This window comes from Paenibacillus sp. J22P169 (assembly GCF_059691995.1).
The window spans coordinates 262,500-276,901 of record NZ_JCAUAO010000007.1; the positions used below are offsets into that span (position 1 = coordinate 262,500).

The 14,402-nt window shown below is 42.2% G+C and carries 13 protein-coding genes; 10 read left to right on the top strand and 3 right to left on the bottom strand.

What is annotated here, in order from left to right:
- Window positions 1-208: 208 nt before the first annotated feature.
- Both AC58QG_RS27070 and AC58QG_RS27075 read left to right on the top strand, forming a co-directional pair.
- Complete coding sequence (locus AC58QG_RS27070; RefSeq protein WP_497365200.1) at window positions 209-448, top strand: hypothetical protein; 240 nt, start codon at window positions 209-211, stop codon at window positions 446-448.
- Between the two features lie 280 nt (window positions 449-728).
- Complete coding sequence (locus AC58QG_RS27075) at window positions 729-2,633, top strand: ATP-binding protein (RefSeq protein WP_497365201.1); 1,905 nt, start codon at window positions 729-731, stop codon at window positions 2,631-2,633.
- A gap of 51 nt (window positions 2,634-2,684) precedes the next feature.
- Here the strand turns inward: AC58QG_RS27075 and AC58QG_RS27080 are convergent, their stop codons facing one another.
- The 3 genes from AC58QG_RS27080 to AC58QG_RS27090 all read right to left on the bottom strand — a co-directional run bounded on the left by AC58QG_RS27080 (window position 2,685) and on the right by AC58QG_RS27090 (window position 6,221).
- Window positions 2,685-2,924: an NHLP leader peptide family RiPP precursor gene (locus AC58QG_RS27080; protein ID WP_497365202.1), complete on the bottom strand. Its 240-nt coding sequence runs from the start codon at window positions 2,922-2,924 to the stop codon at window positions 2,685-2,687.
- 76 nt (window positions 2,925-3,000) lie between these two features.
- The gene (locus AC58QG_RS27085; protein ID WP_497365203.1) at window positions 3,001-3,939 is read right to left on the bottom strand and encodes a hypothetical protein; all 939 of its coding nucleotides are present in this window, start codon (window positions 3,937-3,939) and stop codon (window positions 3,001-3,003) included.
- Entirely contained in the window at window positions 3,936-6,221 is a 2,286-nt protein-coding gene (locus AC58QG_RS27090) for a helix-turn-helix domain-containing protein (protein ID WP_497365204.1), read from the bottom strand. The genes AC58QG_RS27085 and AC58QG_RS27090 overlap by 4 nt, the downstream gene beginning before the upstream one ends.
- 272 nt (window positions 6,222-6,493) lie before the next feature.
- Here AC58QG_RS27090 and AC58QG_RS27095 point away from each other — a divergent pair, with 272 nt between their 5' ends.
- The 8 genes from AC58QG_RS27095 (at window position 6,494) to AC58QG_RS27130 (ending at window position 14,377) form a co-directional block, all read left to right on the top strand.
- Window positions 6,494-7,417 carry an ABC transporter permease gene (locus AC58QG_RS27095; RefSeq protein ID WP_497365205.1) on the top strand — a complete coding sequence of 308 codons (924 nt, stop codon included), beginning with the start codon at window positions 6,494-6,496 and terminating at the stop codon, window positions 7,415-7,417.
- Window positions 7,418-7,430: 13 nt separating this feature from the next.
- A complete protein-coding gene (locus tag AC58QG_RS27100) occupies window positions 7,431-8,321 on the top strand; it encodes a carbohydrate ABC transporter permease (RefSeq protein ID WP_497365206.1) in 891 nt (296 codons plus the stop codon).
- Between the two features lie 74 nt (window positions 8,322-8,395).
- Window positions 8,396-9,994 (top strand): extracellular solute-binding protein, encoded by a 1,599-nt coding sequence (locus AC58QG_RS27105; RefSeq protein ID WP_497365291.1) that lies wholly within the window; start codon window positions 8,396-8,398, stop codon window positions 9,992-9,994.
- Window positions 9,995-10,114: 120 nt separating this feature from the next.
- Entirely contained in the window at window positions 10,115-10,555 is a 441-nt protein-coding gene (locus AC58QG_RS27110; RefSeq protein ID WP_497365292.1) for a MarR family winged helix-turn-helix transcriptional regulator, read from the top strand.
- A gap of 39 nt (window positions 10,556-10,594) precedes the next feature.
- The gene (locus AC58QG_RS27115) at window positions 10,595-11,515 is read left to right on the top strand and encodes an AEC family transporter (RefSeq protein WP_497365207.1); all 921 of its coding nucleotides are present in this window, start codon (window positions 10,595-10,597) and stop codon (window positions 11,513-11,515) included.
- A 98-nt stretch (window positions 11,516-11,613) separates the two neighbouring features.
- A complete protein-coding gene (locus AC58QG_RS27120; RefSeq protein ID WP_497365208.1) occupies window positions 11,614-11,916 on the top strand; it encodes a hypothetical protein in 303 nt (100 codons plus the stop codon).
- A 35-nt stretch (window positions 11,917-11,951) separates the two neighbouring features.
- Window positions 11,952-12,320, top strand: coding sequence for a DUF423 domain-containing protein (locus AC58QG_RS27125; protein WP_497365293.1), 369 nt, complete (start codon window positions 11,952-11,954; stop codon window positions 12,318-12,320).
- A gap of 191 nt (window positions 12,321-12,511) precedes the next feature.
- Window positions 12,512-14,377 (top strand): putative bifunctional diguanylate cyclase/phosphodiesterase, encoded by a 1,866-nt coding sequence (locus tag AC58QG_RS27130; RefSeq protein WP_497365209.1) that lies wholly within the window; start codon window positions 12,512-12,514, stop codon window positions 14,375-14,377.
- Window positions 14,378-14,402 lie beyond the last annotated feature (25 nt).

Here is a 14,402-nt window from a genome sequence, read left to right on the forward strand (position 1 = left end):
TTTTTTTGAGATTGAGGTGGCAGGTGCGTTCAATGGTCACTTGGAGGGGAGAACCTGAACCTGAACCTGAACCTGAACACACCCGCTAACCCCAACAACTAGCAGCACGCTTGAGTAGAATAACTGGAAATTATGTAGTTAATTTCTTGAAATATCGCTCTTTATTTGAATTAACTGTAAAAACTACAGTTAATATCTCGCTACTCCCATGAAAGTGGCAGAAGGGGAAGAATTAGATGTAGTTTTTCCATCTATTGTCTACATTTCCCTATTATTCAAAAAAAAAGATGTAGTTTTTCCAGTTAATCCAGCCCGAGAGGGGGCAAGCAGCAACACAGCAGCAGCAGTACCAGCAGTACCAGCAGTACCAGCAGCAGCCTCTCCTGCCGACAAAACCACAACCAATCAAATCAAAGCTTCAAACCAGTTCCCTGTTTGTATCGTTTAATGACCATTTCCGTGTTCACCCGCACAACACCATGTAGATTGTAAAAGTTTGGGCAACCCCCATGCTGTAATGTAGCTAGCCGGGGCCAGCTTATCACCGAAACCTTACCGGCACAAACCTTTTGGTTCACAGATCATTAAGGAGCGTTTGCCCAACTGGAGTGGGGCGAGCGTTTCATTTTGTTTATAGAATGTTTACTTTGGTAAGAAGGAAAGCACATAACCCCGTCGAATTCATTTAATGTAAATTACTTACAGGCATCTTGGGGGAAGGTGAATACATGCAACAATTGCTTCAAAGACATCAATTACGATGGAAAACATGGTTAGTTATCGTTATTGGCCTAGTATTTATGGCTAATCATGCTTTCGCGGAGCAACCTGAAGGTATGAAAGCGATTCCAAACTGGGGTTTACTTTGGGGAAGTCCCAATGATAAGATCCAGGACATTATCGCTTCTCCACGTGAAGATCAATGGATGACAATCGAGAGTGAAGCTGAGATGCCAGATAAACCAGATGAGGTTTCTACAGCATGGGTTCGCATCCAACTTCCGAAAGAGTTGCCTAAGGACTATGGCATGTATATTGATCGTATCTATGCACAACAACTATCGGTGTATATAGGCGATCGACTCCTGCATGAGGTTAAATTTGACTTTCTTACGGACCAACAACGCAGTTTGTTTCCACTTAGTGCAGAAGATGCCGGAGGCATTGTTTATTTAAAGCTTCAAACGTCCATGGATCGTTTAGGAATTCAATCGGATATCCGAATAGACCATTACTCCGCCTTGACGCGAACATTTATTTTCCGTGATTTGCAGAATATTATTCTTGGATTTGGTTTTCTATTTATAGCAGTGATTATGCTTATTTGTTCCTTTTACTTGAATAAAATAGGGCGAGCTACATGGATTTCTCTGAGCTTAATTATTCTTACACTCGGTACGATCTTTCTTACCTATTCGCCATTTCTGTATGCTAATTTCACTCAATTCGGGATAATATTCCTGGATATATTCGATATTTCTCTGGCCGTTTTATTACCCGCCTTGACTTACTTTTTCGAGAAAATATTCGACAATGGCCACTTTAAGTGGGTTCGACGCTTTCGTAAATTTCAAATCGTGTATTCGTCCTTCTGTATTGTATTGACCCTAATTAATCAACTCAATGATTATCAATTTATCGGCGCCTACTATTTGTTCACGGTTACTCTACTAGGTGCAATAATGATCATCCAATTTATCTCGATTATTGGTCTTTCTATCTTTTTTGTAATAAAAGGCAACAGAGAGGCTGTTATTTTCTCTTCAGGCTTCGCTATTTTTGCGCTAATGGGGATGTTTGATCTTATTCTCTACTATGCAAATAACCAAAAGTATCAGTTTTTCCTTTGGAAATTTGGTGTAGTGGGGTTCATAATTGCACTTATTGTCATACTGGGCAGACGATTTGCGATTAATCAGGAGCAGATGGCTAACTATTCCAAGGAACTTGAATTCTACAATCATCAGCTTCAGCTGTCAGAGAAAATGGAAATGATTAGCTCATTGGCGGCATCTGTCGCGCACGAGGTGAGAAATCCACTTCAGGTTACACGCGGATTCCTGCAGCTTGTTGCAGCTAGAACGGATGACAAGAATAAAGAATATATGACTATTGCGATCGAAGAGCTAGATCGGGCTTCTGTGATCATTACCGACTTTCTTACCTTTGCGAAGCCGCAATTGGATGAGATTGTGGAGTTGAATGTGAGTAAGGAAATTAGTCAAATCGAAGGAATCATTGTGCCCTTAGCGACAATGAATGGTGGTCGGATTACCGTCAGTGTACCGTCTGATTTGCACATCTATGGGAATTCTTCGAAGCTAAAGCAAATTCTAATCAACATTATCAAGAATAGTATCGAAGCGTTCCAAGTGGATGGTCAAATTAATATTTGGGCATATGAGAAAAATGACGAAGTATTTATTCATATCAAGGATAACGGTGAAGGGATCGAGCCGATACAACTGGCGAAGCTTGGAGAGCCCTATTATTCGACGAAAACGAAGGGAACAGGGTTAGGCTTAATGGTCACATTCAGGTTGATTGAAATTATGAAAGGGCATATTGAGTTTAAAAGTCAAAAAAATTCAGGTACCGAGGTTATCATGCGTTTTCCCTATGTGACTGTGTGAATTGAGAAAAAAAGGTGTTCCGCTTACGATGCGGGACACCTTTTTATATGACTACCATATACCTTCTGCACCAGTGGTTGTAACCAATATCTTAGCTGGATTTGTAGGGATTACTAGAACGAATTCTGTCGATGTTTCTTCAACAGCTTTAACCTTAATGTCGTCTGGGAGTGTAATGTTAAATGCTTGCTTCAGCGCAGCTTTTGGGTTGGATAGAAGTTGTTGTTTGAAGGCTTCATCTTCCCAAGCTTTTTGAATAATTTTGGCTTTTACGCTTTCATTTGTGGACATTTGTATATTCACTCCTAGTCACTTGGGTAATTTTGCCTACAAGAAAAAGTATACCATGTTCATATCTATTAATCTATCAAAATCTATCAGAATTAGACAAAAAATAGTAGAAGCTGCCAGAAACTAATGCAGCCCTTCTTTCTTTAATTTCATTAGCTACCCGATGAATATTTTGGACTAGCGAATCATGGAAAGCTATAAGCTGCCTCATGCCTATAGACAAACTTAGCAGGTGCTCGTGATGGGAGTCAGCAATCCCGGCATATGTGGTAATAAAGTCATGGACATAGAGCTGCTGCTTGACCATTTCAGGCGTAAGCACATCTGCTGTCGAAAGCTGCAATTGCTTGCGGATGGAAGCTAATAAGCAATTATACGAGCCTTCTTCTAGATCCTCTTCCCAGTCTGCCCAGTCGTCTAGCATTTGAAGGGTAACCAGCGTTTGTTCAACCGCAGCTGTGACAACGGGGATGAGATGGGCTTGATTCGCGAGGAGAAGTGCTCCCGTGCTGGCATTTTTAACAGGACCAGCTTTCTTAGCAATTTGCAGCTTGTCATGATGGAAATAATCCGACTGCAGCTCATTCGTTACACTCTTGGACCATTCGATGATATACGTTTCATAATAGCTCCAGAAGGGGGAATGTGAAGGAAAGAGCTCGCGATAGATAGACAGGAATTGGATGTGAAAGAGGTTAGCAAGTGGCAGCTTGCTAACGTGCTCCCCTTTGGCAGCATCCATAATATCGTCTTGAATGAAGAAGTAGAGCATGACGAATATATTTGCCAGTGACAGCTTGTTGAACTCTTCAGGAGTCAGCTCACTGATATCTTCCATCCAATATGGAAGGAGATAGCAAATATAATTTTTGGTAGTCCCTTCGCGAGTTGCGTCAAACTTGGCTAAGTAGGCAAGCCCCAACTGGTCTAGTGGCGAAGGGTATTGGCGTACAGCTTCCTTCGCTTCTGCGAAAATAACATGTAATTGGTTGTCGTGAGCACTTAGCCATGTCATCGTTCTTCAACCCCTTTCTGGTTGAGGGTATTCTCAAATTTCAACTGCTTGCGGAAATCATTCGGTGTGATGCCATTGTATTTCTTAAACAAGCGATAGAAATACGAGTCACTTGTGAAGCCCGTTTTTTCAGCGATTTCAGCTACGGAGAGTGATGTGTTTAATAGTAGATCCTTGGATTTATTCATGCGAACATCTTGTATAACATCGGTAATGGCGATCATCGTATGTTGCTTGTATAAGCGGCTGATATAGATGGAAGACATCGCGAGTTCGTCGGCAATGGAATTGAGCGACAAATTTTGATTCGCATAGTCCCGATCTATAATGTCGTTCATCTTCTTGATGAGTTCTACATGCTTAGAGCTTCGTTTTTCGTCTAGCTTTTTCTGAAGCTGCCTGAATAAGTCAATGAATTGCGTGTTAATTTCTTCAATCGTCTCCACATGGGTCAGAGAAGCGACAGCAGCATCCAAATAGAGGGGAAAGGCTAGTGCGTTATTCTTATTGATTGTCGTTAGTACATTATTAATTGTTAACGTCAGATGGGAAATAGCCAAATGAACAACTGTGTAGGGATATAAAGACGTTTCTTGTATGATCTCGGTATAAATGAGTTCAGCTTCTTCGGAATCACCAGTCATGAGACAATCGACAAGCTGTTTTTCCTTCTGAGACGGGAACTTGTACTCTTTGGTACGGTACGCAATGATTTCGTCCGACCAAATGATACAACCATGGCCTCTGAATAAACGATGATAGGAGGCTTCTAGCAGCTGTTTGTATAGCTGGAAGCTTTGTGTGGCCTCATCCTGCAGCGGGCTCACGGTTATCGATACCGATAACTTAATGAAAGATGCGATGGATGCTTGCATGTTCTGGAGCAACTCAGTGAAAGCCGTACACTCCCAGCTGAAATCTGCTTCCTTAGCAGAAAGAACCAAGATGATGTGGTCATCCCCCATATCAATACCTTCCGCGTGAAAGGTGGAGGAGCTGATTTCCGTACATATATTCATAACTGCATAACGCAGCAATGTCAGTTGATCCTTATAGGTGCGGATGTTTTCTTCGTAGCGATCCATTTTAACCATGAGAAGTAAGGAGGGATGCCCGACTGTGATTTTGGAGCCGAAATACGTTAATTTCGATTGTAAAGCCTGGGGGTGATATGCATCTCTACCCATAATAATATTTCTCAGGAAATTTTGTCGCAAAATTTGAAGATTATCACGCTTTTCAATTTCTAACGTTTTTAAGCTTCGAATGACTTTATCGATGGGATCGAATAGTCGTTTGGACATAAAGAGTGAAATAAGTAGCCCCACGAGAAGGATGCTAAGCGAGATATAAATCGTTTTGAGACGCATGTCTCTGATTTCTTCGGTAATAATCGTGTAAGGGGTTGTGCGGACATAACGCCAGCCTAGAGAATCAGGTGCTGTATACGAAATTAAAGACTTCGTCTCATTCACATTATCGACCAAATAACCTGGTGAGGAAGGATTAGCGATAATTTTTTGAATGTAGCCTTTGTCTGAATAATTGGACAGTACAGGATTTGTCCCATCCGTGGAAATTAGAATGCCTTCTTTATTAATAATGATTTCGTTGCTTGCCCGATTGTTTGCCACGTTCTTCAAAGATTTATTGAAGAATGATTCTGAAATGTTGACGACAACAGCTGAATTCAAAGAATTATTCAAATTAATGGCATCATAGCACAAATAGGAATAGATCCCGACTGAAGTTGACTGAAGTGAGCTTGCATCTTTTGCTTTGAAATATCTCGGAATCGGCAAGAACGGAATATATTCCTGAAAATGATCGAGAATATCGACCATGCTAGGATCGCCTAGCGTGGCTTTCGTCTGGATGCCGCTCTGAAAATTGTTGGAGCTGACATAAAAGAGCTCAGATTTCCCGTTATACACATAAATCGATTCGATGAAAGGCATGGCTAAACGATATAAGTTCAGTTGGGCCATGCTGCCTTGAACGTCGTAGATATCTGGTTTATCGTAAAACAACAATTTGCTGATCACGAAATCACGATATATTTGAAAGGAAAGGGAGGTTGCGGTCTCCGTAATAGTTCTAATTTCCTGACTAGTTTGGAGCAGGGAGTTGGAATCGGATTCATACACTTGTTTGAGTGCAATATTATCAAAATTGACATAGAGGATCGTTGAGGAGACAAGCAGTGTGATAACAATGGATAAAACAATACTAAGCAGGATGTTGCGGTACATAAATTTACTCTCTTGATTGCGAAGCATCATACGATCTGTCTCCCCCTTTAGTAAAAAAAGTATATCCCAACTATATACTGCTTGCAACGGAAACAGATAGTCCTGGGGGCTGAAAAGCACGAGAAAAGCCAGTTTTTCCATGAAAGTTTAGATTGTGCATATGTGAATTGGGCCATCTCTGGTTAGTTCGTTCATAAATGTTAGCAGATCTTCAGTATCGCCGACGATACAATTCTGTCTATAATTCGAGTATGGCAACCGACAAGAACTACAGGACACATTAACGCAGGGAGGTTTACAGCATGATCCGGAAGAAAGGATTTTTCTATGAGTTAAACAAAAATAAATTGTTGTTTCTCATGATAGCGCCAACATTGATCTTCTTCTTTATTAATTCGTACGTACCGATGGTGGGGATCTACTTCGCATTTACCAGGTTTGACTTTAATGGGGGGCTTTTCGGAAGTCCATTTGTAGGATTGGAGAATTTCGAATTCTTATGGAAATCTGGTGTGTTGTGGACATTGACGCGCAATACGGTAGCTTACAACCTAGCATTTATCGTGTTCTTAAATGTGACAGCTATCTTCTGCGCGATCCTATTAAGTGAAATGACAGGCAAGTTCTTCAAGAAACTTACGCAGTCCGTGATGTTCTTACCTTATTTTATTTCATTTGTTCTGCTTAATGCAATCGCTTACAACATGTTTAATTATGATACTGGTTTTGTGAATGCAACCCTGAAATCATGGGGTTCTAATCCTGTCGACATTTATAACACACCTTCTTCATGGGTTTTTCTGCTGATTATGTTCTATGTATGGAAAAATGTGGGCTACACCATGGTGATCTATCTCGCCACGATAACAGGTATTAGTGATGAGTATTACGAAGCGGCTACGATTGACGGAGCGAATATATTTCAGCGGGTTTGGTACATTACAATTCCGATGTTGAAGCCAACCTTCATTATATTGCTTCTGTTCGCACTGGGCAGCATTATGAAAGGTCAATTCGATCTCTTCTATCAATTAATTGGGAATAACGGCATCCTGTACAACGCGACTGACATTTTGGATACTTATGTTTTCCGCTCCTTGAAGGTTACGTTTGATATTGGAATGGCGACATCTGCTGGCTTGTATCAATCCCTCTTCGGCTTTGCGCTGATTATGACAGTGAATTATCTTATTAAAAAATCAAATGATGAATATGCACTTTTCTAGGAGGTGATTGCACTTGCGAACCAGGGGAATTGATTCCATTACATTTAATATCATTGCCTATCTCGTCATTATCGCGATTTCAGTGGTCTGTCTGTTTCCTTTCTTACTCATTATTTCCGGTTCTTTCACGAACAATGAATCCATTATACGAGATGGGTATCATCTTATACCGAAAGTCTTTTCTATGACCGCCTATAAGGCTGTCCTAACCTTTCCGGAAAAAGTATTAAGAGCGTACGGTGTTACGATCTTCGTTACGGTGGTAGGGACGGTTCTGGGGCTTTTCATGATGACGATGGCTGGCTACGTGCTGCAGAGGAAGGATTTTAAATATCGCAATAAGCTCTCCTTCTATATCTACTTCACGACGCTTTTTGGAGGCGGACTTGTGCCTTGGTACATCATGATGACGAAATATTTGCAATTAACAGATACATACGCAGCATTGATTTTCCCAGGGCTCATGTCTCCCTTTCTCATTATATTAATGCGCAGCTTCATTAAGTCGTCCATTCCAGAAGAGCTTACAGAATCTTCAAAGATTGATGGAGCGAATGATTTCACGATTTATTACCGTGTTGTACTGCCTCTGGCTATGCCTGGGATTGCGACTGTTGGATTATTCCTGGCTTTACATTATTGGAATAGCTGGTTTTCGACATCGCTCTTTATTAATGATCAGAACAAATATGAGCTGCAGTACTTCTTGTATAACATCATTAATACGGCAGCAGCGGTTTCACAGCTTGGTGTAAGCACAGGTGTAACGATGAGTGAGGATATTCCATCGGAATCTACCAAATTAGCTATGGCTATTATCGTAACGGGACCAATTCTATTCCTGTACCCATTCGTTCAACGTTTCTTCGTTAAAGGCTTAACGATAGGCGCTGTCAAAGGTTAGAACTGTAACGGAATCATTCCGTCAGCTAACATAGATTGTTTGACTTATTTTAAATATGCACAAATAAAGGGAGGATTTACATGAAAAGTAATGCGAAAAAGATGTACAGTGTGTCAATGGCATTAGCACTTGCCGGTTCCGTTGTTGCAGGGTGTAGCAGTTCCACATCCACAAGTTCTCCAAGTCCTTCCGCAGCAGCAGCAACGAAAGCACCCGAAGCTACAGCAGCAGCAGCTACAGCTAAGCCAGCAGGTTTAGATATATCTAAGAAAGTGGAATTGCAATTCTATATGTTAGGACCAGCACCGAAGGATCTTCCGGTCATTGAAGAAGAGATTAATAAGCTAGCCTTGAAGGATTTGAATGCAACCGTCAAATTCAATTTCACAACATGGACGGATTGGGATCAGAAATATAAGCTATTATTATCTTCCGGTCAAGCGGTGGATTTGATCTTCACAGCAGAGTGGACACAATACCAATCCTATGCCAAAAAAGGAGCTTTCCTGGCACTTGATGAATTGCTGCCGAAAGCCGCACCTAAATTGAATAGCTTTGTACCGAAGGACATGTGGGAAGCCGTCAAAATTGATGGCAAGATCTACACCGTTCCTGCCACTTATAAAGAGTACGTAACGACAGGCTTCATCTGGCGTGAGGATCTCAGAGAGAAATACAACTTGCCGAAGCCGGATTCCCTTGCTAATTTTGAAGCGTATCTAGCTGGAATTAAGAAAAATGTACCGGACATGGTGCCTTTGGCAGCAAATAGTGATGTAAAAGGCAGCCTATCTGATCAATATAAAAACTTAACAATCGATCCAATTGGAGCCGTTCCTTATGGGTTGAACATTGGTTATAAAACGCCATCAGAGGTTGGCTTGTATTGGGGCTCCCCAGAGCACTTAAATGAGCTGAAAGCGATGAAAAAATGGCAGGATGCTGGCTACATTACGAAGAACGTCCTGAATACGAAGGATGCTATGACCGATTTGATTACAAGCGGTAAAGCAGCAGCGAACCTGGGAGATAATCCAAGCCGCTTTAACGATCAAAAGCTGAAAATTGCTTCTACACACCCAGATTGGAAGCTTGAATACTACCCGGCTCCAATGATCAAAGGCCATGCTGAGCCAGTTCACCCGATCCATAATGGCTTTGCAATTCCAAAAAGCAGTAAAAACGCTGAACGTGCACTTGCGTTCTACGAAAAAATGGTTACAGATAAAACATACAATCAATTGACAGAGTATGGTATCTTAGGTAAAAACTACTCCGTTGATAATGGCTACTACACAATGATCGGTGACACGAACAGCAACGGTTTCCCTAGAGAAGCTATGCAGGGCTGGGCTTGGAGAAATCCAGAGTTTATGTTATTCGATAAAGGTTATGATGGCGTGAAAAAGATCTTCGCTGATCTGGATAAAATTGCAACTCCTGATAAATACACAGGCTTTGCAGAAGACTACACGAGCTATCAAGCTGAAAGAGCAGCTTTGGAGCAAGTGGAGAAACAATACCTGTATCCACTTGAAGCAGGTCTGGTTGCAGATGTTGAAGGCGGACTGAAAACATTTATGGAAAAAGCAAAAGTAGCCGGACTTGATAAAATCCAAGCGGAATACAAGAAGCAATGGCTGGAGTATGTGAAAAGTCAAAATATTAAATAAGTAGCTGAAGGGCGTCCCGCATGGGCGCTCTTTTCGTTTTATATTGACAGTTGGAGGCATTTTGTTTAAATTGGAAGCAAATCGATTGTTCACAATATGACGGAGGGAAAGGAAACGACAATGAGCAGCAGTGAATTTTTGAAGCTGGAGAATCAGCTTTGTTTTAGCTTATACGCGAGCTCGAGAGCGATAACTCGCATGTATCGCCCATTTCTCGAGGAGCTCGGCATCACCTATCCGCAATATCTCGTTCTGCTTGTGCTTTGGGAACAACAGGAAAGTACGGTGAAGGAGCTTAGTGAGAAGCTTGACTTGGATTCAGGAACGTTGACTCCGATGCTCAAGCGGATGGAGGCGCAGAAGCTGCTTGTTCGGAACCGTTCGCAGGAAGATGAGCGCGTAGTCCTCATTCGCATCACAGAGGCGGGACTAGCTCTCTATGATCAGGCACTCTGCATTCCACAGACCTTGTTTGCTTCGAGTGGATTGTCTCCAGAGGAAATTGCGAATTTCAATGCACAGTTGAAACGAATTATTACTAGCGTGAATGCCTCAATGTAAGGAGCATCTTGGGGATTCTCGACGAATCGAGGCTTTGAAATGAATTACTTCGTGTACATTCTTATTAATAATATTGTTCCGATTTGTATTATGATCGCGATTGGCGTGACCATGTATCGCGCCTTTCGCATTGATATTCGAACATTATCGAAGCTCAATTTCTATGTGTTTTCCCCTGCACTTGTTTTTGTGAAGCTCTATGAATCCGAAATGAGTCTATCGATCCTTATGCAGGTGCTCTTATTTTTTGTTATTTTCTTCAGCTTGTTATTCGCGATCATTGAACTGATCATTCGCATTCAGAAGCTGCAGCGCGGCATGCGAATTGCCATGCGGAATAGTGTTATTTTCTATAATAGTGCGAACTACGCGCTGCCTCTGAATCAAACCGTATTTGGCGGCAATGCCTATACGTTAGCTATTCAAATTGTCATTATGATTATGCAGACACTCATCCCGAATACCTATGGGATTTATACGTTAAATGCACATAAAGCCTCTTGGAAAGCTACCGCGAAAACGATACTATCGTTACCAGTCATTTATGCGATTCCCATAGCCCTGTTGCTGCGTTATTACCATGTACCGGTACCATCGTCCATTCATATACCGTTGACTTACATAGCGAATGCCTTTATGGCAACTGCATTGCTGACTTTGGGTGTACAGCTTGGCGCTATGAAATGGGAATTTCACTTCTCGAATGTGCTGCTATCGAATATGCTGCGTTTGGCAATTGGGCCGCTGCTAGGTTTTCTCGTCGTATGGATGTTGGGGATAGAAGGTTTGACGGCGAAGGCATTGGTTCTGTCCTGCGCGGTTCCTACTTCATTGAGCAGTGTACTTCTGGCTATTGAGTATGAAAATGAGGCGGAGTTTTCCTCTCAGGCTGTCTTTACATCAACGTTATTTAGTATGTTTACCATCCCAATTGTCATCTATTTGTTGGATTTTATGTGAACATTGTGGGGAATCATGAAAATAGCAGGAATATCGACAATTTTCGGCGAATGGGTAATAATACCTAAATCAATCCAATTCAAGGGGGATTTCTAACGATGAGATACCAATTTTGCCAGTACGTCACGATTGTCGATATGAATGATGAGATTATGTCTGAGGTGTTATTTGAGCATGGAGAATATGAATCAAATGCAGTAGCAATTGGTTCCTCCGTCCTGATTTACGAGTTAGGCTTGAAGCAGTTCGACGTTGTCTATGACAAACGTGAGGGGAAGACGATTCGTTATAAGATCGAGGATATTGAAGTGAATTTAATCGAGCAGCCTACAGTAACACGTGTTTTCTTGGAGCCTGTTCGATTGATTGTTGGTCAACATGATATTGGTGAAGTCGAGTAATCCATTTTAGCTGTGAAAGGAAATAAAGTCTTATGATGAAATTGTTTATGCTGATTGGAAGCTTGAATGCTTTCCTATCCGTTGCTTTAGGTGCTTTTGGCGCCCACTATTTAAAAACGAAAATCCCCGATAAGATCGATGTGTTTCAAACAGGGGTTCATTATCACATGATTCACGCGGTTGCGTTACTTGTGATCGCGCTGCTTTCGGACAAGCTGGGAAATACTTCACTGGTGAATGCCTCTGGATGGGCAATCTTCATCGGAATTATCTTGTTCTCTGGCAGTCTCTACGGATTAAGCTTAACGGGTATTAAGGTCTTTGGACCTATTACACCGTTAGGTGGATTAAGCTTCCTAGTCGGCTGGATCCTGCTAGCACTAGCTGCGCTTAAAATGAATTAGGAAAAAGGGCCGGAGAAATCTGGCTCTTTTTCGCATTTTATGGCAGGTTAGCAGGAAATGGCACAACCTTTGTAGAAAGAAAGCAATGATTGGTAATTAGTACGTGATTGCTTGACAACATCTGGGAGCTAGGTCGGACATCCATGAAAGGCTTCCCTAACGAAGATAGAACAATGTAAGGAGGCCAGTTCGTGAAAAATCGGCTCTATATTGGCATATATGTCGTCGCAGCCATATTTGTTAGCATTTTCGTAAAGCCGTACGCACCATGGATTTGTCTATTGGGCGCACTCGCATTGCTTTACCTCCTGCGTGCTAACGGAATGCGGCAACAACAGCCGATTCTCAAGGAACTACCGAGGGATCATGCCTATCTCAATGTACTGGATTCCCTATTTGAACATAATCCTAATGCGATCGGAATCTTGAATGCTGAGGGTAAATTCATTCGGATGAATCATGCGGCGGAATCGGTACTGGGGTATTCGGTCACAGATCTCTTGCATCAACCATTTACGGACATTGTAACGGAAGAACAACTGAAGCGCACGGAGTGGCAATTACAGCAAAGCCAAAATGGGATGCCTTATACCTTTGAGACTTCTGTGCATCACCAACTCGGTTATCGCGTTGATTTGCATGTAACAGCTGTCCCCGTCGATATCCATCAACAGGCCAAAGGTAATATTCTGATTTGTCAGGATGTGACGGAGCGCAAGCGGGGCGATGAGCAAGTCCGCTACATGGCCTATTACGATGATATGACGGGGCTTCCGAATCGGCGGTTATTTAAAGATCATCTGAATGAACGACTTCGTTTGTGTCAAGCGGAAGGACATAAAGTCGCGGTGTTTTATTTAGATATTGATCGCTTCAAGCTGGTCAATGATAGCTTTGGCCATGACTATGGTAATATGCTGCTGCTTCAACTCGCCGAGCGATTCACGCGATGCTTAACTGCGGAGGATTTCCTGGCACGCACGGAAGGTGATGAATTCGCCTTTTTCTATTCGAATGTTGAAGATGTCAATGATGTAATGACCGTCATAGCGGAGATTAATCGTGTGTTAGAGAAGCCCTTCCTGCTGGAACAATACGAGCTGCATGTCACTGCAAGCATAGGTGTCGCCATTTCGTCGGAAGATACAGACGAGGCTGACATCTTGATGAAATATGCGGATATTGCCTTAGCCAGGGCGAAAGAGAAGGGGAGAAATGATTTTCAGATCTTCAATACGGATATGAAGTCTGTTTCTATTAATCGGTTGAGGCTGGAGAATGAGCTTCGCCGAGCGCTAACCAATGAAGAATTCGTGCTCTACTATCAACCGCAAGTGGAAATTGAATCGGGGCGTATCGTTGGTGTAGAAGCCTTAATTCGGTGGAATCACCCAGATAAGGGGATGGTTATGCCGAATCATTTTATTCCATTAGCGGAAGAAAGCGGGTTGATTGTACCCATTGGCGAATGGGTGCTCCGAGCCGCATGTAAGCAAAATAAGGCTTGGCAATCCGAGGGGTATCCTCCTATCCCCATCTCGGTTAATTTATCGATGCGACAATTCTTTCAGCATAATCTGAAAGGGAAAATCAGCCATGTGCTTGATCAGACAGGACTGGATCCGCAATATTTGGAGTTGGAAATCACCGAAAGTATGACGATGGATGTTGAGCATGCCATTCAATCACTTCTAGAATTGAAAGAGCTTGGTGTGAATGTGAGTATCGACGATTTCGGCACGGGATACAGCTCACTCTATTATTTGAAGAAATTTCCGATTGATAAGCTGAAAATTGACCGCTCCTTCGTACGTGATATCATGGTGGATCCCAACGATGCAGCCATTGTTGCGACGATTATTGCCATGACGCACCATTTGAATCTGAAAGTAATTGCTGAAGGTGTAGAGACAGAAGATCAGTTGAAATTCTTATACCAGAATCGATGCAATGAGGTGCAGGGCTATTGGTTTAGTCCTCCTGTTGACCGTATAGAGCTTGAGCATATGCTTATAAACGGTATTTCTGTTGCGTCTGCGGCTGCATCAGGTGAATAGAAAAAGGTACCCTTGCGGAAGATCA

Excerpts from the sequence above, each read along its gene's own strand:
- AC58QG_RS27075 (WP_497365201.1), top strand. The coding sequence starts at position 729 with ATGCAACAATTGCTTCAAAGACATCAATTACGATGGAAAACATGGTTA.
- AC58QG_RS27070 (WP_497365200.1), top strand. The coding sequence starts at position 209 with ATGAAAGTGGCAGAAGGGGAAGAATTAGATGTAGTTTTTCCATCTATT.
- AC58QG_RS27090 (WP_497365204.1), bottom strand. The coding sequence starts at position 6,221 with ATGATGCTTCGCAATCAAGAGAGTAAATTTATGTACCGCAACATCCTG.
- AC58QG_RS27110 (WP_497365292.1), top strand. The coding sequence starts at position 10,115 with ATGAGCAGCAGTGAATTTTTGAAGCTGGAGAATCAGCTTTGTTTTAGC.
- AC58QG_RS27080 (WP_497365202.1), bottom strand. The coding sequence starts at position 2,924 with ATGTCCACAAATGAAAGCGTAAAAGCCAAAATTATTCAAAAAGCTTGG.
- AC58QG_RS27115 (WP_497365207.1), top strand. The coding sequence starts at position 10,595 with ATGAATTACTTCGTGTACATTCTTATTAATAATATTGTTCCGATTTGT.
- AC58QG_RS27085 (WP_497365203.1), bottom strand. The coding sequence starts at position 3,939 with ATGACATGGCTAAGTGCTCACGACAACCAATTACATGTTATTTTCGCA.
- AC58QG_RS27095 (WP_497365205.1), top strand. The coding sequence starts at position 6,494 with ATGATCCGGAAGAAAGGATTTTTCTATGAGTTAAACAAAAATAAATTG.
- AC58QG_RS27125 (WP_497365293.1), top strand. The coding sequence starts at position 11,952 with ATGAAATTGTTTATGCTGATTGGAAGCTTGAATGCTTTCCTATCCGTT.
- AC58QG_RS27120 (WP_497365208.1), top strand. The coding sequence starts at position 11,614 with ATGAGATACCAATTTTGCCAGTACGTCACGATTGTCGATATGAATGAT.